Raw genomic sequence first — 21,535 nt, 5'->3', positions numbered from 1 at the left:
GGCTCGGCACGACCCAAGGCGTCTGCACTGAATACCACTGACGTCCGCCGGACAGATCTGCCCGGCGGACTCCGGGTGGTCACCGAGTACATCCCGTCGGTGCGTTCGGCGTCGGTCGGGGTCTGGGTGGGTGTCGGCTCCCGCGACGAGGGACGAAGCGTCGCGGGTGCCGCCCACTTCTTGGAGCACCTGCTGTTCAAGGCCACCCCGACACGCAGCGCGGTCGACATCGCGCAGGCCGTCGATGCCGTCGGCGGTGAGCTGAACGCGTTCACCACGCGCGAGCACACCTGTTACTACGCGCATGTGCTCGACTCCGACCTCGAACTCGCGGTCGACTTGGTGGCCGATGTCGTGTTGCGGGGGCGTTGTGCCACCGAGGATGTCGAGGTGGAGCGCGACGTCGTCCTCGAAGAGATCGCCATGCGCGACGACGATCCCGAGGACAGCCTCGGTGACGTCTTCCTCTCGGCGATGTTCGGCGACCATCCGGTGGGGCGTCCGGTGATCGGCAGCGTCGAGTCGATCGAGACGATGACGCGTGCGCAGCTGCATTCGTTCCACGTCCGTCGTTACACGCCCGAACGGATGATCGTGGCGGTGGCCGGCAACATCGACCACGATGTGGTGGTGTCGTTGGTCCGAGAGCATTTCGGCCCGCGGCTGGAAGTCGGCCGTTCTGCGGTGGCTCCCCGCAAGGGTTCGGGACGCGTCGGGGGCAAGCCGGCGCTGCTCGTGGTCGACCGCGACGGGGAGCAGTCCCATGTGTCACTGGGGGTTCGCACCCCCGGTCGGCACTGGGAGCATCGGTGGGCGCTGTCGGTGCTCAACACCGCACTCGGCGGTGGCTTGAGTTCCCGTCTGTTCCAACAGATTCGCGAATCACGCGGCCTGGCCTACTCGGTGTACTCGACGGTGGACACCTTCGCCGACAGCGGGGCGCTGTCGGTGTACGCGGGATGTCAGCCGGAACGGTTTGACGAAGTGGTGCGGGTGACCACCGAAGTTCTGGAAGGTGTTGCCAGAGACGGGATCACCGCCGACGAATGCCGGATCGCGAAGGGCTCGTTGCGCGGCGGGCTGGTGCTCGGGCTGGAGGATTCCGGATCACGTATGCACCGGATCGGCCGTAGCGAACTCAATTACGGTGAGCACCGGACCATCGATCACACGTTGGCCCAGATCGAGGCGGTCACCCTCGAAGAGGTCAACGCCGTCGCTCACCAGTTGCTGTCTCGCGACTACGGTGCTGCCGTGCTCGGTCCCTATGGTTCGAAAAAGGCTTTGCCGCAACAGCTTCAAACTATCGCCGGCTGACCCGCTACGCTGGGTCCAATGACCGGACTCTCGCGGCGCAACGTACTGATCGGTTCGCTCGTGGCGGCAGCTGCCGTCGGTGCCGGCGTCGGAGGCGCCGCACCGGCATTGGCGGCACCGATCGATGACCAGCTGGCGGAACTGGAGCGTCGGGACAACGTCCTGATCGGCTTGTACGCATCCAACCTGGATTCCGGGCGGAGGATCACGCACCGTGCCGACCAGATGTTCGCGATGTGCTCGACGTTCAAGGGCTACGCCGCTGCGCGGGTGCTGCAGATGGCCGAGCGGGGCGAGATCTCACTGGACAACCGGGTGTTCGTCGACGCCGACGCACTCGTGCCGAACTCGCCTGTCACCGAGACGCGGGCCGGTGCTGAGATGACGTTGGCCGAGCTGTGTCAGGCGGCGCTGCAGCGCAGTGACAACACCGCGGCCAACCTGCTGCTGAAGACCATTGGCGGGCCGGCGGCCGTCACCGCCTTTGCCCGCAGCGTCGGCGACGAGCGCACCCGCCTGGACCGCTGGGAAGTCGAGCTGAACTCGGCGATACCCGGGGACCCGAGGGACACCAGCACCCCCGCGGCGCTGGCAGTCGGATACCGTGCGATTTTGGCGGGGGACGCATTGAGCCCGTCGCAGCGCGGCCTGTTGGAAGACTGGATGCGGGCCAATCAGACCTCGAGCATGCGTGCCGGTCTTCCGGAGGGCTGGACCACTGCAGACAAGACCGGCAGTGGGGATTACGGCAGCACCAACGACGCCGGAATCGCTTTCGGCCCCGACGGGCAACGGTTGTTGTTGGTGATGATGACGCAGTCGCAGGCCCATGACCCCAAGGCCGAGAACCTGCGACCGCTCATCGGTGAGCTGACCGCGCTGGTGCTGCCGTCCTTACTCTGAGTGCTCGTCGGATCCTATTGCCGTCGAGCCGTTCTCGGCGTCTTGGATCGGGATTTGCCGGGCGCCGGCCGGGTTCTGCGACAACGGCACGCGCACGGTCAGGATGCCGCGCTCGTAGCCTGCGGTGATGTTGTCCTCGTCGGCCTCGGCGGGCAGCGTCACGGTGCGCAGGAAGGAACCGTAGGAAAACTCCGACCGTGCGGTGGTGTCGGCGCGCTCGGAACGCTCGGCCTTCACGGTCAGTTGGCCGTCGGCCACGGTGATCTGAACGTCGTTGGCGGCATCGATACCGGGGATCTCGGCGCGAAGTTCGTAGTGGTCCTCGGTGACCTCGTCCTCGATGCGCATGAGGTTGCGCTCGAAGATCGGTCGCAGGCTGGCGAACGGGGTGATCCCGGCGAAGAACTCCGAGAGCTCGGGCAGCAACGGGCGGGGCTGGTGCGCGACGGGCAGGTTGACCATGGGTGACTCCTCAGTCCTGGAACGTCGATCGGAGGAAAAGGCCTTGTAACGCTTGCCCTTTCGATCCAAGCATCGACGTGGAGCCACCGGTCGAATCTTCGGTGAACAGCGCGCGTACGGGTGGCAGCTAGGTCACCCGCAGTGACTCGTCGCGCTGTAGGACGAAGAAATACGGTTTGAGGGAGTTCCGCAGGTCCATGGCGCCGATGACGGCGTCGTCGGAGAGCCGCCGGAACACGTCGTTGATGGGCAGCTGGTCATAGATCATCGTCGCGGTGTCCACGCCGCGGTATCGGGTGGTACGCAAGCGCGCTTTAGGGGCCCGGGTCTGCAGCACGGGCCGCAACGCGGCGATAGGGGCCACCATCGACCGATTCCGAAGTAGCGGAACCTTGTTCGATACGGCCAGGCCGCCGAAGGCCAGCACGGGATTGAGGGCCCACAGCGATGTGCCGTCGCCGGAGGGGAACAGCAGCGGGTGGACGGTCTCACCGTCGACGAACTGCTTGCCCCACCAACCGCTGGCCGCCAGTAGACCGTCCATCGGATGTCCGGTGGGCAATTCAGCACCGTGCCAGGTGCCCAGCATGAATTCTGGCTCGACGGCGTCGGCCGCGTCGAAGGCGGCGAGCGCGTCACGTGTCGTCGTGGGGACGATCGGAAACAACTCCTGCAGCATGAAGGCCACCATACTTGACACGTGTCAAGAAAAGTTCGCCGCCCGGGAATGCGCGTCGCCCGGCCGGAGCGAGCTCCAGCCGGGCGACGGTGGGGTGGGATCAGGCCAAGAACGTGGCCGGATCGGTGAACGGCATATCGAGGTCGACGGCGACCTGTTCGGAGAGCAGCTTGCCTTCGTGTGTGGACAGGCCCTTGGCCAGTGCTGCGTCGTCGGCGCAGGCGGCCTTCCAGCCCTTGTCGGCCAGTTTGAGTACGTAGGGCATGGTGGCGTTGGTCAGTGCGAAGGTGGAGGTGCGCGGCACGGCGCCGGGCATGTTGGCCACGCAGTAGAACACCGTGTCGTGCACGCTGAACGTCGGATCGTCGTGGGTGGTGGGCCGGGAATCCTCGAAGCAGCCACCCTGGTCGATGGCGATGTCGACCAGTACCGCGCCCGGCTTCATATGGGCGACGGTGGCATTGGTGACCAGCTTGGGGGCCTTGGCGCCCGGGATCAACACCGCACCGATCACCAGGTCGGCCTTCTTGACGGCCTCTTCGAGTTCCAGTGAGGACGAGTAGCGGGTTTCGATGCCGGCGTTGGTCTCGTTGTCGATCTTGCGCAGGGTGTTGATGTTCAGGTCGAACACCGTGACGTGGGCACCCATGCCCTTGGCGATGCGTGCGGCATTGTAGCCGGCCACGCCACCACCGATGACGACGACCTCGGCCGGGGCGACACCGGGCACCCCACCCATCAGCACGCCGCGCCCGCCCTGAGTGCGCATCAGGTGATAGGACCCGACCTGCGCCGACAGTCGTCCGGCGACCTCACTCATCGGGGCCAGCAGCGGCAGCGCACCATCGGCGGTCTGCACGGTCTCGTAGGCGATGGAGGTGGTGCCCGAGGCCAGCAGGGCGTCGGTGCATTCCTTGGACGCGGCCAGGTGCAGGTAGGTGAACAGAGTCTGGCCGGTGCGCATGCGCGCATACTCCGCGGCGATGGGTTCTTTGACCTTGAGCAGCAGTTCGGCCTCGGCCCACACCTGCTCGGCGGTGGATACGATCTCGGCGCCGGCGGCCTTGAAGTCGTTGTCGGTGATGGCCGACCCCTCACCGGCCCCGGCCTGGATGATCACCTCGTGGCCGCGGCGGGTCAGCTCCGCCACCCCCGCAGGGGTGATCGCCACTCGGTACTCGTTGTTCTTGATCTCGGTCGGGACGCCGACGAGCATGATCGCTCCTTCAAAGTTGGTGTGTTGAAAATAATTGTGAAGAACCTTCGATATCGGAGCAATATCCCCGATGAAGATTCGCTAGGATGGCGGCGTGAATGAAGGATCGTCAAGCCTGCCGGGTCGTGGGACCCGTTCACCGAAGGATGTTCGGCCCGAACTCGATGACGTGGACCGTCGCATCCTGCTCGCGCTGCACGCCGATGCCCGCATGTCCAACAGCGCATTGGCCGACGCGGTCGGTATCGCCGCATCGACCTGCCACGGGCGGGTGCGCCGACTCCAGGAACTCGGGGTGATCCGGGGCTTCTACACCGACATCGATCCGGCCGCGGTCGGGCTCAGCCTGCAAGCGATGATCTCGGTGAGCTTGCAGTCCAACGCCCGCGGGAAGATTCGCAACTTCATCGCCCATATCCGCACCCGGCCACAAGTGATGGACGTGTATTTCCTGGCCGGGGGAGATGACTTCATCCTGCATGTGGCGGCGCGTGACACCGAGGATCTTCGGGCGTTCGTGGTGGAGAACCTCAACGCCGACGCCGACGTGGCGGGTACGCAGACCTCACTGATCTTCGAACACCTGCGCGGGGCATCACCGCTGTAAGTTCACTGCGCGCGCAGCACCAGCCCGTTGCCGTCGGTGCCGGACAGTGTCAGCTCGTCGCCGTCGATGGCCGTCTGGACCGCACCCTTGAGCACCCGCAGCACGGCCTGCTCAACCTCGGTGACCTCGGGCGGGCAGGCCATCTTCGTGGTGGCCAGTGGGCCGAAGTCGATGACTGCCGGCGACCCGGAGACGTTTGCGTGCCCGTTGATCCGGTTGCACCCGGTAGAACCGCTGACCGCACCGTCGTCACCGATGGTCAGCGTGGGCTTGGACTGTTCGAGTGCCACCGACGTGCTGACCGCCTGCCCGGACACCAGGCTGGTGACCTGCCAGGTGGTGCCGGTGAGCGGACGATCGGGGTCGACCACCTTCTTGTCCCGCAACGTGACCGTCGCGGCGTCGGTGCGCAACGTGAGGGTGTCGCCCGACAAGGACCAGGTTGGCTTGGCGTCGAAGAACTTCGAGACCCAGGCGTCCGCATCACCCACCGGGGGTGGGCAGGCCATCATGGTCATGGCCAGCTGGTTGGCGGCGATCCGGCCGTCCGACAGGTCGGCGCTGCCGGAGCCGTGGTTGCAGCCGGCGAAGGTGCTGATCTGCTTTCCGTCGAAACCGATCGTCAGCGGCCCACCGCCGGGGATCTGGTCACCCTCCACCTGCTCCGAGATGAACGTGCGGCCGTTGAGGTCTTCGGCGTCGGCGGCCGCGTTGTCGGCACATCCCACAAATGCGAGGGCGGCCACGGCGAAGGGTGCCAGCGGGATCAGGCGCATGGTTCCACCGTAGATGCCGGGGCCCCGACCCGACCGCCTCCGACATGATTCGGACATGCATTCGATATCTGACACCTTTGCGCAGCTCAGTCAGCACAATCGCGAGCGTGCACAGAATGTCGACACAACACGGCGGGTTCACCAACAGACACGCACGCTCGCGGTGCAAGGGAGGCGGCGCCATTGTGGGCAGTAGGCTCCCAACCATGCGAGTTGGTGTTCTCGGAGCAAAAGGCAAAGTCGGCGCGACCATGGTGCACGCGGTCGAATCCGCGGAGGATCTGACATTTTCGGCCGGGGTCGACATGGGTGATCCGTTGACCATGCTCACCGACGCCAAGACCGACGTCGTCATCGACTTCACTCACCCCGACGTGGTGATGAACAACCTGAAGTTCCTCATCGACAACGGGATTCACGCCGTCGTCGGGACCACCGGATTCACCTGGGATCGCATCGAACAGGTGGAGGCCTGGCTCAAGGAGAAGCCGGAGTCCGCGGTGCTGATCGCGCCCAACTTCGCCATCGGTGCGGTGCTGTCCATGCACTTCGCCCAGCAGGCGGCGCGGTATTTCGAATCGGTCGAAATCATCGAGCTGCACCACCCGCACAAGGCTGACGCGCCGTCCGGCACTGCCGCACGCACCGCGAAGCTCATCGCCGAGGCGCGAAAAGGCATGCCGCCCAACCCGGATGCCACCAGCACCGGTCTGGAGGGGGCCCGCGGCGCTGACGTGGACGGCGTGCCGGTGCACTCGGTGCGGCTCGCAGGCCTGGTCGCCCACCAGGAGGTGCTGTTCGGCACGCAGGGGGAGACGCTGACGATCCGGCACGACAGCCTGGACCGGTCCTCGTTCGTACCGGGGGTGCTGCTGGCGGTACGCAAGATCGCCGAACGGCCCGGTTTGACCATCGGCATTGAACCGCTGCTCGATCTGTCGTGAGTGACGGCGCGCGGTCGCTGCGCATCCAACTGGTGATCGGCTTCATGTGCCTGGCGCTGATCGTCTACTTCCTGATGCTGGGGCGCACCGCGTTGGTCTTCATCGGCTCGGGGGAGCCGGCCGCGATCGGGCTGGGCTTGGCGCTGCTGGTCTTCCCGCTGATCGGGGTCTGGGTGCTGTTCACCACGCTGCGGGCGGGCCTGGCACACCAACGGTTGGCCCGCCTCGCCCGCGAACAGGGCATGGAACTCGATGTCAGTGAGCTGCCGACGCGGCCCTCGGGCCGCATCGAACGCGATGCGGCTGACGAATTGTTCATGACGGTCAAGGCCGAACTGGAAGCCGACCCGGACAATTGGGTTCGCTGGTACCGGCTCGCCCGGGCCTACGACTTCGCCGGTGACCGCGGCCGGGCCCGCGAAACCATGCGTACCGCGGTGCGGATGCAGGAACAACAGGCCTCATGACCAAGACACTGCTCGTGGTGCATCACACGCCGTCCCCGGCGACGCGGGAGCTCCTCGAGGCAGTGCTGGCCGGGGCGCGGGATCCGGACATCTCCGGTGTCACGGTCGAGTCCATCCCGGCATTAGCTGCCACCGTCACCGACATGCTCGCCGCGGACGGCTACCTTTTCGGCACCACAGCCAATTTCGGCTACATGAGCGGTGCGCTGAAACACTTCTTCGATACTGTGTACTACCCGAGCCTCGACCACGTGGCCGGGCGTCCGTACGGGCTGTGGGTGCACGGCAACAACGACACGGTCGGTGCGGCGAGCGCGGTCGACAAGATCGTGACCGGGCTGGCGTTGGTCAAAGCGGCTGACGTACTTGAAGTTACGACAGTGGTGGACGGAGCCGTCCGGGAACGCGCCTACGAGTTGGGCGGCACGTTGGCTGCCACGTTGATGGACTGACGAGAGGACAGCTATGCCGGGCATTGCCGAACTTGCCCTCGGAGCCGCTCCCATCGCCGGTGGAGCGATGCTCGGGGTGATCGCAGGCAACCTCAAACCACCGGACATCCGCGGCATGATCACCAAGGATCTCGATCTGTTGGACCGGTTGCCGGCCGAAGATGTCGAACGGAAGGCGCGGCTCAAGGCCAGCATCGACGAACGTATCGACGGCTTGATCGACGCGAGCGACCGCACTCGCGAAATCCGCGAAGCCGCGATGTCCTACCGCGGCAATTGGCGGGACATCGTCGTTTTCATCTGCGCACTGCTGTTCACGTTCATCTGGTGGAACGTCAGTCACAGCCGGGCCAACTGGCTGGTGATGTTCATCGCGATGATCATCGTGTCCATCGCCGCCGGCATCTATGCAGGGCGCGGAATAGCCCGCGCGATCAACACCTTCCTGCACCGCAACGACGACAAACCCCAGACCTGAGCGAACCTCAGTAGTGATACGTGTCGGACGGGGCCGGCACGTGGTCCGGATCGTCGCTGTACTCGGGCTCGTGAACGCCGTAGGCCCTGGCCAGGTCGAGGATCTTGTTGGCCCGGGCGATGCGGGGCAGGTCTGACCCGTTGCGGATCTCCCCGCCGTCGCGCTGGAACTCGGCGAAAAACTCCTTCGCCCAGCTGATCTCGTCCTGAGACGGGGCCAGACCCTCGTTGACCGTGGCGCACTGATCCGGCGTCAGGCAGATCTTGCCGGTCATGCCGAACTCGGCGGACACGGCCGTCGCTTCGGACAGGCGCAACGCGCTCGACCCCACGGTCGGGCCGTCGATGGCGCCGGGCAATCCGGCCGCCTTGGCGGCAATGGTGAACCGCGAGCGCGCGTACGCCAGCGTTGCCGGGTTGTCGCCGAATCCGGTGTCGCGCCGGAAGTCACCGATTCCGAACGCGAGCCGGAACGCACCCTTCGCCGAGGCGATCTCGGTGATTCGCTCGAGGCCGCGCGCGGTCTCCACCAAGGCGACGATCGGCACATCGGGCAGTCGTCGAGCCGTCTCCGTGACGTGGTCCACCGACTCCACCATCGCCAGCATCACACCGCCGACCGAGGTTCCGGCCAACATCTCCAGATCGTCGGCCCACCACGGGGTGCCGAAGCCGTTGATCCGGACCCAGTCGCTGTTGCCGTCGGCCAGCCAGCGGGTCACCTTCTCGCGGGCGGCCGCCTTGTCCTTGGGAGCCACCGCATCCTCGATGTCGAGGACGACGATGTCGGCGTGAGAGCGCGCCGCAGGGGCGAACCGTTCATACTGCGCGCCGTTTACCAGCAACCAGCTCCGGGCCAGTACCGGGTCGATCCGGAATCCGGGTTCGGTGGGATGGGACTCGTCGGAGAAGGGCTGGTCATACACGCCGTCAATCGTCGCCTACGGCCTAGGCCGGAGCCAAAGCGGCCCCGAACACGCGCTCGGTGTTCTCCCAGTGCCGCTGTGCGGCGTCCTCGTCGTACACCGCGGCATGGTCGGGCACCGCGAAGCCGTGGGCGGCGGGATAGAACTCGATGGTGTGGTCGACCGCCGCGCCCGACAGCGCGTCCTCCAACCGCTTGCCGTCATCTTCGGTGAAGGAGGCGTCGTTCGCGGCCGCGGCGACGTAGACGGTCGCCTGGATCTTGTCGGCCAGCAGGTGCGGGCTGTCGGGATCGTCTTCGACGGCGAGCCTGCCGCCGTGGAACGAGAGGGCGGCCGCCACTCGCTCGGGCACCCGGGTGGCGACGATGAGGGAGGCGCGCCCACCCATGCAGTAGCCGGTGGTGCCGAACTTGTCGCCGGACACATCGGGACGGGCCGCGAGGTAGTCGAAGAACGCCTCGGCGTCGGTGGCGATGATCTCCGGAGTGAGCGTGCCCATCAGCTCGAAGAGCTTCTTGCGCTGCTCCTGGTCGGTGAACACGGTGTTGAGGTCGAAGGGACCCCAGCCCGGGGTGCGGTAGTAGACGTCGGGCACCAGCACGACATAGCCGAATCCGGCCAGCTTGGCCGCCATCTCCTCCATGGTCGGGCGCAGGCCGCCGGCATCGGGAAACAGCACCACCCCGGGCCAGGGGCCGTCGCCCTCCGGTGTGGCGACAGTGACGCGGCAGGTGCCATCGGCTGTGCTGATCGAGTCTGTGGTGGTCGGCATGGCTACCGTTCTACTCCCCGCGACGGCACGTAAGCTGAGTGCGTGCCGATCCAGACCCCCTACGAGGACCTGTTGCGGAAGGTGACCGAGCAGGGCGTGGCGAAATCCGATCGCACCGGTACCGGCACCCGCAGCCTGTTCGGGCACCAGATGCGCTACGACCTGGCCGACGGCTTCCCGCTGATCACCACCAAGAAGGTGCACACCAAATCGGTGATCTACGAACTGCTGTGGTTCCTGCGCGGCGATTCCAACGTGCGGTGGCTGCACGACCACGGTGTCACGATCTGGGACGAATGGGCCAGTGAGACAGGCGATCTCGGCCCCATCTACGGCGTGCAGTGGCGGTCGTGGCCGACACCGTCCGGTGAACACATCGACCAGATCTCGAACGCCCTCGATCTGCTCAAGCGTGACCCCGACTCGCGGCGCAACATCGTCTCGGCGTGGAATGTCGGCGAGATCCCTCAGATGGCGCTCCCGCCGTGCCACGCTTTCTTCCAGTTCTATGTCGCCGACGGCAAGTTGTCCTGCCAGCTGTACCAGCGCAGCGCCGACCTGTTCCTGGGCGTGCCGTTCAACATCGCCAGCTACGCTCTGCTGACCCACATGATGGCCGCGCAGGCCGGTCTCGGCGTCGGCGAGTTCGTCTGGACCGGCGGCGACTGCCACATCTACGACAACCACGTCGAGCAAGTGGCCCTACAGCTCAGCAGGGAACCTCGGCCGTACCCAGAACTTGTTCTGGCCCAACGTGATTCGATTTTCGACTACACCTATGAGGATATTGCGATTCTGAACTACGACCCGCACCCGGCGATCAAGGCACCTGTCGCTGTATGACCGAAGATCTTCGACAGCTGGCGATGATCTGGGCACAGTCGAGCTCTGGCGTCATCGGACGGGACAACGGCATCCCGTGGCACCTGCCGGAGGACCAGGCCCGGTTCAAGCAACTCACCCTCGGCCAGACGGTGATAATGGGTCGGCTGACCTGGGAGTCGTTGCCCGCCAAGGTCCGTCCGTTGCCGGGGCGGCGCAATGTCGTCATCACCCGTAACCCCGACTATGTCGCAGAAGGTGCGGAGGTGCTCCTCGATCTGGATGACGTCTTCCGCGGCTGGGTGATCGGTGGGGCGCAGGTCTACGTACAAGCCCTACCGTTCGCGGTTCGGTGCGAAGTGACCGAGATCGACATCGACCTGACACCCGCAGCGGGTGACGCGATGGCGCCGGTGCTCGACGACTCGTGGACCAGGACCACGGGGGAATGGCTCACCAGCAGCTCGGGTCTGCGGTACCGCTACTGCAGCTACGTGCGGGCCCGGTAGCCGGCGAGCCGGCGCACCTCGCTGTCAGAATCCTCGGCCTCGAGCCGGGTAAGGCTCCTCTCCAGGGCCCGCACCACCTCATCGTCGAGGTTCCCGGGACCCATCGGACCGATCAGATCGCCGATGACGACGACGGCGTGACGCCGGATCACCGGCTCGGTGTGATCGAGGCCGGGGCGGACACCCGGCAGGTCGGCGGCGTCGAGGGTGCAGTGGCCGCGTCCGGGCTTGAGCTCGTCGGCGACCAGTTCTGCGATCGCCGCATCGGCCAGCCCAGCTCCCAGCAGGTCATAGGTCAGCGGAGCGTGTTCGCGGCCGTGATCGCGGAACGACGTGTACGGCGCGGTCACTGCCGCGGCCCGGGTCGCGGGCGCAAGATCGGATCGCCCCAGCACTTCTCGGCCTGCGCCGAGGCGCCCGAGGGCGGCCGCGGCCCAATCGTGCCCATTGCCTCTCAGTCCGACGGCTGCCCAAAGTGCCGCCAGCACGTCGGGGGTCGCGATGTGCAGATCCGCCAAGAGCTTGGCGCCCTTCCACGCGGTGTCGCGCCGGGTAAGGGCGGCGATCCCCACCGGCACGGCGGCTTTACCCAGGTCGATGAGTAGGTCGGTGGCGCGTTCCTGTCCCAGATCCGAGCGCGGCCCGGGCGTCAAGCCTGCGGCTGCGGCCAGCGCCGCGACGCGTTGGGGAACCGGCAAAGACAGCACGGCCCGCTCGGCGTCGGCGGAGGCGGCATAGTCGGGAAAGTGGCGCAGCAACTCCTCAGGTGTGACCGAGCGGACCAGGAGATCGCCGGCCTCGTCGTCGAGGTAGACCACCACGTCATGGGGCAGGGTGCCGTCGGCGACGAGTGCGGTGCGCGTCCCGGCGACGATGTTCAGCATCGCCTGTGCGAAGCGGTCCCACTCCTGTTCCCACTGCACCCGCGGTAGGCCGGTGACTGCCGCGCTCAATTGCTCGCCCCAGCCCGAATCGGTTTCGCCCCACTCGTAGTCCTGGTACTCCCAATCCGGCGGGCTGAACCGGCAATCGGGATCCTCGACCGATTCCTCGGTGGCCAACGCGAGATTGGGCAGGTAGATCACCCCGGTGGTCTCGGCATAGAACTCGCTGAACGCCACGGCATACGGCGTCTCCGACGCTGCCGTCTGAACCATCGCGCGGACCGCATCCGACGCCGCCAGGGTCAACTCGGTCTCGAACGCATCCCAGTCGAACGCCACGCGCACCAGTATCGCTGCAATCCGCTCCGCTACTTGTCGGGACGTTCGCTCCAATCCGCTCCGCTACTTGTCGGTGCCCTAGGGAACGATGGCAAGGTGGCCACCCTAACCACCGCACAGGCCCGCCGCGTCGCCATCGCAGCCCAGGGGTTTCATGAACCCAAGCCGCGCGGCGCCGTCACGCGTGCCCACCTGCGCAGGCTGATCTCCCGGATCCAGGTACTGCAGCTGGATTCGGTGTCGGTCGCGGTACGCGCGCACTATGCGCCGGTGTTCAGCCGGCTGGGGCCGTATGACCGTGACGCGCTGGACCGGGCCGCCTGGTCGCACAGTGCGCGTTCACCTCGGCTTCTCGTGGAGTACTGGGCGCACGAAGCCGCATTGATGGCAGTGGAAGACTGGCCGCTGCTGCGGTGGCGGATGCGGGAGTACACCCACGGCCGGTGGGGTAGGGAGATCGTCCGGAAGAACCAGAAGTTGGCTGACGATGTGGTCGCGGCAGTGGCGGAGCTCGGACCGTCCACCGCGGGGCAGATCGAGGCCCACCTGGAATCCGCGCCGCGCGGACGCAAAGGGCCGTGGTGGGACCGCAGCGACACCAAGTGGGTGGCCGAGGCGCTGTGGTCGGCAGGGGTCTTGACGACGGCGACGCGCGTCGGCTTCGCCCGGCACTACGACCTCACCGAACGGGTACTGCCGCCAGAGGTGCTGGCCAGAGAGGTCGACGACGAGGAGGCGTTCCGCGAGCTGGCGTTGCGGGCGGCCACCGCCCTGGGAGTCGGTACCGAGGCCGATATCCGCGACTACTTCCGGATGGCCGCCAAACAGGTCAAGCCTGCGATCGCCAAGCTGGTAGCCGACGGAGAGCTCGAGCCCGTGGACGTCGAAGGCGTCCCGGCCTACCTCCGGACGGGGCAGATCGTGCCGCGCCGTGACCGGGGGACAGCGTTACTGTGCCCCTTCGACCCGTTGATCTTCTTCCGGCCCCGGGTGCAGCGGCTGTTCAATTTTCATTACCGGATCGAGATCTACACGCCGGCACCGAAACGTCAATTCGGTTACTACGTATGGCCGTTCCTGCTTGACGGCGAGTTGGTGGCGCGGGTCGATCTGAAACGCACCGATGCCGCGTTGCAGGTGCCCGGCGCGTTCATGGAAGACGGCCAGGACCCCGCGCGGGTGGCGGAGGCCCTGGCCGTCGAGCTGAGGACGATGGCGTCGTGGCTGGGGGTGGGCGAGGTCGTGGTGGGGGGCCGTGGTGACCTCGCCGAGCCGTTACGTCGCCGGTTCCTCAGCTAGTTCAGGGACCCCGCGCCCGCGAATCAAGTTGGTGGCGAAGATGATCCCGCCGATCACCAGCCACACGATGCCGCCGATCTTGGCCAGCGCATCGGCGTTGATCAACACGTAGCCGATGATCAGGAAGCCGACGGTCGGCACCGCCAGGTGCAGGATGTAGTTCTTCGACTTCTGGCGCACCACGTAGTACCAGATGACCGAGGCGTGCAGCAGACAGAAGCCGAACAGCGCACCGAAATTCACCAGCGACGAGATCAATCCGATCTGTCCGACGAAGAACAGCACCAGTACCAGGCTCAGGGCGCTGACCACCAGGATGGCTGCGATCGGCACCTTGCGGGCGCTGATCGTGGACAGGAAGGCGGGCAGTTGGCGGTCGCGGCTCATCGAGAACAACAACCGGCTGGTCGCGGCCTGGGCGGCCATCGCGTTGGCGAAGCCGACGGCGAGCACATTGACCACGAAGAACGCGTTCATCCAGCCGGTGCTCGACGCGGCCTGCACCAGCAGGAAGAACGCGTTGCCCACCTCGTCATCACCGAACGATTCGCGGCCCCCGGCCAGCAGGCTGGCCAGCCAGGTTTGGGTGATGAACAGGAATGCCACCACGAACAGGGCGACGATCATCGCGCGACCGGCCGGGTTCTTCTTCCCGGTGGACTCCTCGGCCAGCGTGGAGATGCCGTCGAAGCCGAGGAAGCTCAACACCGCGATAGACAGTGCCGCCGCGATCAACGGCGCGGTGACAAGTTCGGAGTTCCAGATCGGCAGCGCGCTCCAGCCGACGTCGGGAAGCGACTGCCCGTTGATGGCGCGCACCGCTATGACGACGAACAGCACGACGAAAACCAGTTCGACAGCCAGGAATACGCGGTTGACGATCTTGAGCGAACCCACGCCGAGCAGGTTGATGATCGTGTTCACCACCACGAAGACGATTGCCCACACCCAGCGCGGAGTGCCCGGGAACAGCCCGACCATCGATTCGGCGGCAAAGACGTAGAGCAGGGTGGGGATCAGCAGGTAATCGAGCAGGATGGCCCAGCCGGCGAAGAACCCCAGACCGGGGTGGATGCCGCGGCCCACGTAGGCGTACACGGAGCCGGCGAGCGGGAACGACTTGGCCATCTGCGAGTAGGCCAGGGCGGTGAACACCATGGCGATCAGGCCGATCAGATAGACCAGCGGCACCATGCCCGACGCGCTGTTGTAGACGGTCCCGAAGATGGTCCACGGTGCGATGGGCACCATGAACACCAGGCCGTAGACGATGAGGTCGGCCGTGGAGACAGAACGGCTGAGTTCCTGCTTGTAGCCGAATGATTCGAGATCGCGCTGTCCTTCACCGGTGGTGAGAGGGGCAGCGGGGGAGCCGGCCTCAGTTGCCATGGCGTTCCTGTCGAGTCGAAGGGGGGTGGGGTCAGACCCGGGCGGCAGCGGCCAGATCGTGCTGATTCAGGAAGTCGGCGATCACCTTGCGGAACTCTTCGGGTTTCTCGAGGTGGGTGCAGTGGCTGGTGTCTGCGAACACGTGACTGCGGGCTTCGGGGATGAGGTCGACATAGGGCTGCCAGGTCGCCGGGGTGGCCTCGTCGAACTCGCCGGCGATGACGAGTGTCGGGGCGGTGACCGATGGCAGCCGGTCGATGATGCTCCAGTCGCGCAAAGTTCCGATGACATGAAACTCGTTGGGGCCGTTCATGGTGTGGTACACCGTCGGCTCGGCCTCCATCTGCGCGACGGTGTCCGCGAAGTCCTTCGGCATCGGCTCGACCCGGCAGACGTGGCGACGGTAGAACTCCTCTGTGGCGGCCAGGTATTCGGGATCGGTGACGGTGCCGTCCGCTTCGTGTCGGTCCAGCGCGGCCCGGGCCTGCGGCGGTAGTTGAGCGCGTAGTTCGGCCGCACCTTCGACCCACAGTTGCATCGAGGCAGGGGAGTTGCAGATCGACAGCGAGGCCAGCCCCTCCGGGACGCGGACCGCGATCTCGGCACCGAGCATGCCGCCCCAGGATTGTCCGAGCACGTGGTACCGGTCGATCCCGAGGGCTTCGCGGACGGTGTGGAACTCGTCGACAAAAAGCTGAGGTGTCCAGAAGTCGGCGGGGGCGTCGGGCAGGTGGGTGCTGTTGCCGCAGCCCAACTGGTCGTAGTGGACGACGGTGCGGCCGGTCTCATCAGCCAGGGCGGCGATATTGGCTACGTAGTTGTGGGCCATGCCGGGTCCGCCGTGCAGGACGAACAAGGGCAGCGCTTCGGGGCGGGCGGTTTCGGGTGTGCTGACCTGGACCCAGGTCTCGTGACCGCGGAAGGGCACCGTGCGGGTGGAACGAGGCATGGCGGTCAGCATGGACCATTAATGGTCTCGTGACAAGACCATTAATCAGGATTTAATTTGGACCGTCGATATTGTGTGCCCATGGGGAATCCCGAGTCGCAGCCGGCGGAGCCTCCTGGCGTCGCGCCCGGGCTCCTCGAGCGCGAACTCGAACCCTTGTCGCGGGTGGACGAAATCACCGACCGGCTCGTCACTGCGGTGGCAATCGGCGAGTACCTGCCCGGATCGCGCCTGCCCGCCGAGCGCGAACTCGCCGCGTCGCTGCGCGTCGGGCGAATGACGGTACGAGCGGCCTTGGCCCGGCTGGTCGAACTGGGGTTGGTGGAGACCCGCCGCAGCGGCCGCGGCGGCGGCACGTATGTGTTGCAGCAATGGCCGGAGTCGTCGACCGCGGCCGTCGGACGCACTCTCACCATGCGCCTCGACGAACTCCGGGACCGCTGCGATGCCGTCTGCCGAATCCACGGCGCGGTATGCCGTGCGGCCGCGGAGGCTCGAACCGACCATGACCTGGCCGTGCTGCGGCAACGGCTCGAGGACTACCGCCGGGCGGAGAGCGGCCGGGCCGCCCAGCAGGCGGACAGCGCGCTGCACCTGGCGATCATGGACGCGGCCGGCAACACCGTGCTCAAACAGATGCTGCTCGAGTTGGAAGCCTCCGTGAGCATCGCCGCGCCGGCTCACATGTGGGGTGACTCGGCGACCATGCGTGAGATGGAGCTCCGGGCCCTGCGCGAGCACGAACAGCTGATCGACGCGATCGCCGGGCGGCGCGGGGATGACGCCGAAGCGCTTGCGCGCGCACACCTGGCGATCGACTTCGAGCACATCGCGGCAGCAATGCGCCGGGCCGGGGGCGCGGCGCAGTGACGGCCGGGATATCTAGGCGAGGAACCGCTCGCGGTAGTCGCGATACCGTTCGGCGAGGGCCACCGGATCGAGCTGCAGGTCAGCCGCGTCATAGATGACGCCGCCGTAACGCCCTCGGGGATGCTCGGTGAGGAAGTCGGTCATCGCGGCCCGTACGTCGTCTCCGAACGGTTGACCGGCGAGCCGGTAGACGGCGGCCAGGGTGCCCCGTTCGTCGGCCATGAAGTCGTCGAACCGGACATCGATGGACTGCTCGGCAGGCAGCACCTCGCGGTCGCGGACGCAGCCGGCGAGCAGGTCATCGATGCGGCCCAGCCAGTGCTCGGTCAGCTTCGCGACGTCGGGACGATCCACCGCCATCCGGGTCGCGTAACAGATCATGGTCATCATCGACAGCGTCACTTCGACCGGATCACGGTGCGTGACAACAAAAGTCGCATCTGGGAAGGTTGAGGCCAGCGTCGGGAACTGCTCCAGGTGCTGAGGTGACTTGAGCACCCAGCGGGTGCCCCCGCGCAGCCATTGCATGGCCTGGAGGCTGCGCTTGACGTAGGCGTAGGAGGCGGCCTGGTCGTGCGCCTTGTAGTGAGCCGCGAAACTCGGTACGTAGTAAGTGGTTTCGAACAGCATGCCGGACATGTCGTTGGCCAGCAGCTGGATCTCTTCATGGGCATGCTCGACGGTCATGTCGTGCATCCGCCGGAACTCCGGCATGGAACTGTTCACCAGTTCCAGGCCGGCTCCGCATCGATCCCGCCGGGGTTGTGGGGAGTCCTCATCGGGTCCGGGCACTGGTTCGAGGCTCTCCCAGTACGGCAGGTAGCGGAGTGCGGGATCGGCGGCGAGCAGGTTGTGCAGATGCGTGGTGCCGGTGCGGGGCAGACCGCAGATGATGATCGGCCGCTCGATCGCTATGTCCTCGATCTCGGGATGGTCGGCGATCAGGGCCTCCAGTCGTAACCGGTTGACCAGGTGTCCGGCCAATTGCTCGAACGCCATGGCCCGGCCGGTGTCGGACAGGGTGGCCTCGTCGCGCAGCGCGGTACAGAGGACGTCCAGCCGCTCCCGGAAGGCCGGGTCGCCGAAATCCTCCAGCCCGGACCTCTCGGTCGCGGTCGCCAGCAGCACCTCCGGGTTGAGGTCGAGATTCGCGCCGTACGCAGCGAGTCCGTCGCGGATCGGTTGGGCTGCAGGCGGATACACCGGGTTGGCCAGATCGTCGAACCGGATCGGCGCCGGACGTTGCGTGCTGGTGGTCACAGGGCCGCGACCTCGGCCACGTCGACCACGCGGCACTGGGGGTGTGCCGGGGTCTCGTCGGGCAGGAACCAACGCAGCCAGATCAGCCCGTTGGATCGGCCCGCGGTGGAGACCCAGTTCGGGTGGCCCGGGTCCTTCTCGCTGATCACGATCCGCCAGGACCCGTCCGGCTCGTAGCTCACATGGGCGCCGTTGATCGTCACCCGCTCGTGGGTGTAGTCGTAGGTGTGCAGGAACGGATTCCACAGGCAGAGGTTCCAGAACACGCAATCCGGTGAGGTGCCCTCGATGATCAGGGCCTGATCCGCTGCGAGCTCGTAGGCGCCCATCGCGTAGGCGGCGTCGGCAGCCGACCAGCCATAGGCGTTTTGCGGCACCGGGAACGGCGGATGCAACTGGTTGACGGGCTCCACCTTGGTGGGCAAGAACGAAACCTGTTCGCGCAACCAGTTCCTGGCGTACTGGAAGCGACGGGCCAGCTCGGCCGCACTGTCGGAGCGCCGGGCCGGCGGGTCGAGAGTCTCGATCCGCCACGTCGGCCGCCGATCAGTGTCGGGGTTGTCGAGATAGTCACGGGTGAGGGCGAACTCGGTGTCGGGGTCGAGCTTGAGCCAGGCGCCCGGCTGGGGGTCTGGGCTCATGACGAACTCGAAGTTTCCGTCCTCGTCGAACTCGAGGTCGCGGTTGTTGATCGTGCCGACGATGCGGTCGCTGTAGCGGCCTTCCCCGGGCCCGCCGTAGACCGTCATCGACAGATAGACCGCATCGCCGCGGTTGCCGGTGACCCGGTAGGTGCGGGCGGGATCCAGGGGCGCGAGCTGATAGAACGCATCGGAGTTGTCACCGCCCCACTTGAGGTACGGGCTGATGACGTCGACCAGGATCGGCTTGTCGCGGTCACCCCACACGTACGCGTCGACAGCGACGCGCAGCACGCTGAACGCCAGCCGGTACCCGTCGAGCAGATCGGGCTCGCTGAGCGCGGGGTCCGCGTCGAGCAGTTTCTGCTCGATGGCGCGCACCTCGTCGAGCAGCCCGTTGAATGCCGCGGACAGCTCGGTCTTGTCGGTCATGGATGGTCCTTCCTTCGGGGATGGGCAGGTTGGGCTCCTTCGATCAGCAAGGAGCACAGGCGATTCGCGGTGTGGTCGACATCGACGTCCGGTTCCATGTGGGCGGTGTAGAACGCGGTGCCGATCAACGTCTGATAGAGCATGTCGACGTCGACGTCGGGCTGGACCCGGCCCTGCTCGACACCTGCGGTGACCAGGGCTCGGAAGGCGTCCTTGGTCCGCTCGTCGAGCAGTTGTTGGGTCCGGATGTGCAGCTCAGGATCGCGGCGGCGTTCGGTGAGGATGCCGAGCGCGGCGGCCTCGACCACCGGATCAAGCCAGAAGGTGAGTACCGCGGCGGCGAAGCCGCGTAGGTCGGAGTCGAAATCCCCTGACAGCGAAAGGAGTTCGCCTCCAGGCGGCTGCTCGAACGCGGCGTCGAAGACCAGGTGTGCCTTTGACGGCCAACGCCGGTACACGGTGGGCCGGCTGACTCCGGCCTCCCGGGCGATGGCCTCGATGGACAGTTGGTCGTAGCCGTCACGTGCCAGCAGGTGTCGGGTGGCGCGCATGATGTCGCGTTGAGTTTGTGGGTCACGCGGCCGGCCAGGGCCTGTGATCGGGGACACACCGTTAAATTACGATGTGTCACGTAATTGAGTCAATAGGTGATTTGGTGCGGTGGCCCTCGATTTTGATGCGAGGGTCGTCGTGATCGCCGAACGACAGCCCTGCGGTCGAGAACGACGCGGGGGCGCGGGGATGCGGGCCGGTCAGGTCCCTTTGTCGATCAGGTCGAACACCACCACGGCGTGTGCGAACCGATGTGGGGTGACGCCGACGGGCCCATATGGATGGTCGAGCATGAAGACCAGGAAGAGCAGCAACGCGAGCAGGACCGTGACGGTGCTGACCAGGATCATGTGGGCACGGCTGTTCTCGAGCCGCATGAAGCTGGCCAGCGTGATCAGCACCAGACTGCCGAAGATCAGCGCGCACCACAGCAGGACAGGTATGCGAGGGCTCGAGTTGAGAATGCGCGCACTGCGGTCCGAGGTCAGGGTGGCCAACTGGCTGAGGAACTGGCTGTTGATCGGGCTGGCTGCCGAATCCGACTTGGCCGTACCGACGATGCGGTACATCTCGGTGAGCGCGTGCCGGCCATTGTTGCTGATGGTGCCGAACTCTTCCTTGCCCCATTCAGGGCCCTGCACCGCGGCCGCATACCTGCGAAGTTGTTCACGCACCTGGCTCTGCTCCGGTTGCGGCATGGCCACCGTTTGGCGATACATGGTCACCAATGTCGAGGCCTCGTTGGAGACGTTGGTCTGGGCGGAAAGGTATTGCTGCCATCCGACGACCACGGTAAACCCGAGGAGGGCTCCATAGACCAGGCCCACCACGGTGAGGAACGGCGACAACACCGAGTTGTGCTCGGGCCGCGTGTCGCGGGCAATGACCCGGCTGGCCAGGAGGACGCTGCCGACGGCCAGCGCCACGGCGCCCACGACAACAGCGGCGAGCAGGAGCCAAGTCCCGAACAACCCAAAGTCGCCCATAGTTGACAGAGTTTGTCAGCAAACTTCCCGGCTCGGAGGCCGATCGGCCGGTTTTGCCCGGGCCGGATCAGATCATCTGCAGGGCCGCGAGACAGACGTCAGTCGAGGCGAAGGCGCTGTTTGGCTTGACGCGTTCGTGGGCGACGCCGCCGCGCCGCCGCTCGGAGAAGATGATGCGGCCGTCCGGGCTGAACCCGATCTCCAGCTCGGTCACTACGCCGGTGGCGCTGAGCGTGGGGTGCTCCCAGACCATGGTGCGGTACTCCGCATTCGGGCCGCTGTCGAAGATCAGATCCCAGTCTTTCTCGTTGGCTCGTTCGCGGACCAGGTCCAGCATTTCGTAATGCACAGCAGTTCCTCTCATGGTCGTCTTGGTGGGTGGTCTGTCTTGTCGAGATGCATTGCGCCGCAGGGATGTCGACGGTGTTGTCACATCGATCGTCCTGGATCTCGTGCCCGGCGTCTGTCGTCCGGTCGGCCCACCGCGGGGTGAATTCCGGGTCCGCCGATCGGCGGACACAGTTGGGACGAATTGGTCGCTGCCCCTCGATCAGCGACCAATTCGTCGGTCTGGTTGGGCTTCAGCGCCCGCGTAACACCTGCGT

At 66.1% G+C, this 21,535-nt stretch carries 25 protein-coding genes; 11 read left to right on the top strand and 14 right to left on the bottom strand.

Going from position 1 to position 21,535, the window contains the following annotated elements:
* Positions 1 to 27: 27 nt before the first annotated feature.
* Entirely contained in the window at positions 28 to 1,317 is a 1,290-nt protein-coding gene (locus K6L26_RS19730) for a M16 family metallopeptidase (protein ID WP_043370301.1), read from the top strand.
* Between the two features lie 18 nt (positions 1,318 to 1,335).
* On the top strand, positions 1,336 to 2,220 hold the full coding sequence (gene bla, locus K6L26_RS19725) for a class A beta-lactamase (protein WP_221851253.1): 885 nt from the start codon (positions 1,336 to 1,338) through the stop codon (positions 2,218 to 2,220).
* On the opposite strand, the gene K6L26_RS19720 is transcribed toward bla, so the two are convergent.
* The 3 genes from K6L26_RS19720 to ald all read right to left on the bottom strand — a co-directional run bounded on the left by K6L26_RS19720 (position 2,212) and on the right by ald (position 4,577).
* Entirely contained in the window at positions 2,212 to 2,682 is a 471-nt protein-coding gene (locus tag K6L26_RS19720; protein ID WP_076210996.1) for an Hsp20/alpha crystallin family protein, read from the bottom strand. The two genes, bla and K6L26_RS19720, sit on opposite strands and share 9 nt — an antisense overlap.
* A gap of 127 nt (positions 2,683 to 2,809) precedes the next feature.
* On the bottom strand, positions 2,810 to 3,373 hold the full coding sequence (locus K6L26_RS19715; RefSeq protein ID WP_081281579.1) for a DUF4334 domain-containing protein: 564 nt from the start codon (positions 3,371 to 3,373) through the stop codon (positions 2,810 to 2,812).
* An 88-nt stretch (positions 3,374 to 3,461) separates the two neighbouring features.
* The gene (gene ald / locus K6L26_RS19710; RefSeq protein ID WP_221851251.1) at positions 3,462 to 4,577 is read right to left on the bottom strand and encodes an alanine dehydrogenase; all 1,116 of its coding nucleotides are present in this window, start codon (positions 4,575 to 4,577) and stop codon (positions 3,462 to 3,464) included.
* 94 nt (positions 4,578 to 4,671) lie between these two features.
* On the opposite strand from ald, the gene K6L26_RS19705 reads away from it, so the two are divergent.
* On the top strand, positions 4,672 to 5,184 hold the full coding sequence (locus K6L26_RS19705; RefSeq protein WP_036388048.1) for an HTH-type transcriptional regulator AldR: 513 nt from the start codon (positions 4,672 to 4,674) through the stop codon (positions 5,182 to 5,184).
* Between the two features lie 2 nt (positions 5,185 to 5,186).
* Here the strand turns inward: K6L26_RS19705 and K6L26_RS19700 are convergent, their stop codons facing one another.
* A complete protein-coding gene (locus K6L26_RS19700; protein WP_019344593.1) occupies positions 5,187 to 5,960 on the bottom strand; it encodes an META domain-containing protein in 774 nt (257 codons plus the stop codon).
* Positions 5,961 to 6,166: 206 nt separating this feature from the next.
* Here K6L26_RS19700 and dapB point away from each other — a divergent pair, with 206 nt between their 5' ends.
* From dapB to K6L26_RS19680, 4 genes are read left to right on the top strand one after another with little or no spacing between them, the layout of a single operon-like run.
* Positions 6,167 to 6,904, top strand: coding sequence for a 4-hydroxy-tetrahydrodipicolinate reductase (gene dapB, locus K6L26_RS19695; RefSeq protein WP_036388046.1), 738 nt, complete (start codon positions 6,167 to 6,169; stop codon positions 6,902 to 6,904).
* The gene (locus K6L26_RS19690; protein WP_221851249.1) at positions 6,901 to 7,371 is read left to right on the top strand and encodes a hypothetical protein; all 471 of its coding nucleotides are present in this window, start codon (positions 6,901 to 6,903) and stop codon (positions 7,369 to 7,371) included. Before dapB ends, K6L26_RS19690 begins: the two co-directional genes overlap by 4 nt.
* On the top strand, positions 7,368 to 7,823 hold the full coding sequence (locus tag K6L26_RS19685) for a flavodoxin family protein (RefSeq protein WP_221851247.1): 456 nt from the start codon (positions 7,368 to 7,370) through the stop codon (positions 7,821 to 7,823). Before K6L26_RS19690 ends, K6L26_RS19685 begins: the two co-directional genes overlap by 4 nt.
* Before the next feature lie 13 nt (positions 7,824 to 7,836).
* Positions 7,837 to 8,301, top strand: coding sequence for a hypothetical protein (locus tag K6L26_RS19680; protein ID WP_019344597.1), 465 nt, complete (start codon positions 7,837 to 7,839; stop codon positions 8,299 to 8,301).
* 7 nt (positions 8,302 to 8,308) lie between these two features.
* On the opposite strand, the gene K6L26_RS19675 is transcribed toward K6L26_RS19680, so the two are convergent.
* Both K6L26_RS19675 and K6L26_RS19670 read right to left on the bottom strand, forming a co-directional pair.
* Positions 8,309 to 9,226 carry an HpcH/HpaI aldolase/citrate lyase family protein gene (locus tag K6L26_RS19675; RefSeq protein WP_019344598.1) on the bottom strand — a complete coding sequence of 306 codons (918 nt, stop codon included), beginning with the start codon at positions 9,224 to 9,226 and terminating at the stop codon, positions 8,309 to 8,311.
* Between the two features lie 22 nt (positions 9,227 to 9,248).
* Complete coding sequence (locus K6L26_RS19670) at positions 9,249 to 9,998, bottom strand: dienelactone hydrolase family protein (RefSeq protein ID WP_221851245.1); 750 nt, start codon at positions 9,996 to 9,998, stop codon at positions 9,249 to 9,251.
* A 42-nt stretch (positions 9,999 to 10,040) separates the two neighbouring features.
* Between K6L26_RS19670 and K6L26_RS19665 the strand changes: the two genes are divergently transcribed.
* Positions 10,041 to 10,841, top strand: coding sequence for a thymidylate synthase (locus K6L26_RS19665; RefSeq protein WP_019349060.1), 801 nt, complete (start codon positions 10,041 to 10,043; stop codon positions 10,839 to 10,841).
* Entirely contained in the window at positions 10,838 to 11,329 is a 492-nt protein-coding gene (locus K6L26_RS19660; protein ID WP_221851243.1) for a dihydrofolate reductase, read from the top strand. The genes K6L26_RS19665 and K6L26_RS19660 overlap by 4 nt, the downstream gene beginning before the upstream one ends.
* Here the strand turns inward: K6L26_RS19660 and K6L26_RS19655 are convergent.
* The gene (locus K6L26_RS19655; protein ID WP_221851242.1) at positions 11,311 to 12,552 is read right to left on the bottom strand and encodes a DUF4303 domain-containing protein; all 1,242 of its coding nucleotides are present in this window, start codon (positions 12,550 to 12,552) and stop codon (positions 11,311 to 11,313) included. The genes K6L26_RS19660 and K6L26_RS19655 overlap by 19 nt on opposite strands.
* 96 nt (positions 12,553 to 12,648) lie before the next feature.
* Between K6L26_RS19655 and K6L26_RS19650 the strand changes: the two genes are divergently transcribed.
* Complete coding sequence (locus K6L26_RS19650; protein WP_221851240.1) at positions 12,649 to 13,851, top strand: winged helix-turn-helix domain-containing protein; 1,203 nt, start codon at positions 12,649 to 12,651, stop codon at positions 13,849 to 13,851.
* Here K6L26_RS19650 and K6L26_RS19645 read toward each other — a convergent pair.
* Together K6L26_RS19645 and K6L26_RS19640 are read right to left on the bottom strand one after the other, a co-directional pair.
* On the bottom strand, positions 13,828 to 15,240 hold the full coding sequence (locus K6L26_RS19645; RefSeq protein WP_221851238.1) for an APC family permease: 1,413 nt from the start codon (positions 15,238 to 15,240) through the stop codon (positions 13,828 to 13,830). The genes K6L26_RS19650 and K6L26_RS19645 overlap by 24 nt on opposite strands.
* Before the next feature lie 31 nt (positions 15,241 to 15,271).
* Positions 15,272 to 16,201, bottom strand: a complete 930-nt coding sequence (locus K6L26_RS19640; RefSeq protein WP_019344726.1) for a proline iminopeptidase-family hydrolase — start codon at positions 16,199 to 16,201, stop codon at positions 15,272 to 15,274.
* A gap of 69 nt (positions 16,202 to 16,270) precedes the next feature.
* Between K6L26_RS19640 and K6L26_RS19635 the strand changes: the two genes are divergently transcribed.
* The gene (locus tag K6L26_RS19635; RefSeq protein ID WP_019344725.1) at positions 16,271 to 17,059 is read left to right on the top strand and encodes a FadR/GntR family transcriptional regulator; all 789 of its coding nucleotides are present in this window, start codon (positions 16,271 to 16,273) and stop codon (positions 17,057 to 17,059) included.
* Positions 17,060 to 17,071: 12 nt separating this feature from the next.
* On the opposite strand, the gene K6L26_RS19630 is transcribed toward K6L26_RS19635, so the two are convergent.
* The 5 genes from K6L26_RS19630 to K6L26_RS19610 form a co-directional block, all read right to left on the bottom strand.
* Entirely contained in the window at positions 17,072 to 18,319 is a 1,248-nt protein-coding gene (locus K6L26_RS19630) for a sulfotransferase family protein (RefSeq protein WP_076215577.1), read from the bottom strand.
* A complete protein-coding gene (locus tag K6L26_RS19625) occupies positions 18,316 to 19,392 on the bottom strand; it encodes a DUF1214 domain-containing protein (RefSeq protein WP_076215574.1) in 1,077 nt (358 codons plus the stop codon). Before K6L26_RS19625 ends, K6L26_RS19630 begins: the two co-directional genes overlap by 4 nt.
* Positions 19,389 to 20,000: a TetR/AcrR family transcriptional regulator gene (locus K6L26_RS19620; RefSeq protein ID WP_036388028.1), complete on the bottom strand. Its 612-nt coding sequence runs from the start codon at positions 19,998 to 20,000 to the stop codon at positions 19,389 to 19,391. Before K6L26_RS19620 ends, K6L26_RS19625 begins: the two co-directional genes overlap by 4 nt.
* Before the next feature lie 144 nt (positions 20,001 to 20,144).
* The gene (locus tag K6L26_RS19615; RefSeq protein ID WP_221851236.1) at positions 20,145 to 20,930 is read right to left on the bottom strand and encodes a bestrophin-like domain; all 786 of its coding nucleotides are present in this window, start codon (positions 20,928 to 20,930) and stop codon (positions 20,145 to 20,147) included.
* Between the two features lie 67 nt (positions 20,931 to 20,997).
* Positions 20,998 to 21,294: a hypothetical protein gene (locus tag K6L26_RS19610; protein ID WP_174682969.1), complete on the bottom strand. Its 297-nt coding sequence runs from the start codon at positions 21,292 to 21,294 to the stop codon at positions 20,998 to 21,000.
* Between the last annotated feature and the right edge of the window lie 241 nt (positions 21,295 to 21,535).

It is taken from the genome of Mycobacterium farcinogenes (assembly GCF_019739075.1).
In the GTDB taxonomy this organism is placed as follows: Bacteria; Actinomycetota; Actinomycetes; order Mycobacteriales; family Mycobacteriaceae; genus Mycobacterium; species Mycobacterium senegalense.
Note: the sequence above shows the minus strand (reverse complement) of the source record. Positions and strands in the feature narration are given on the sequence as shown.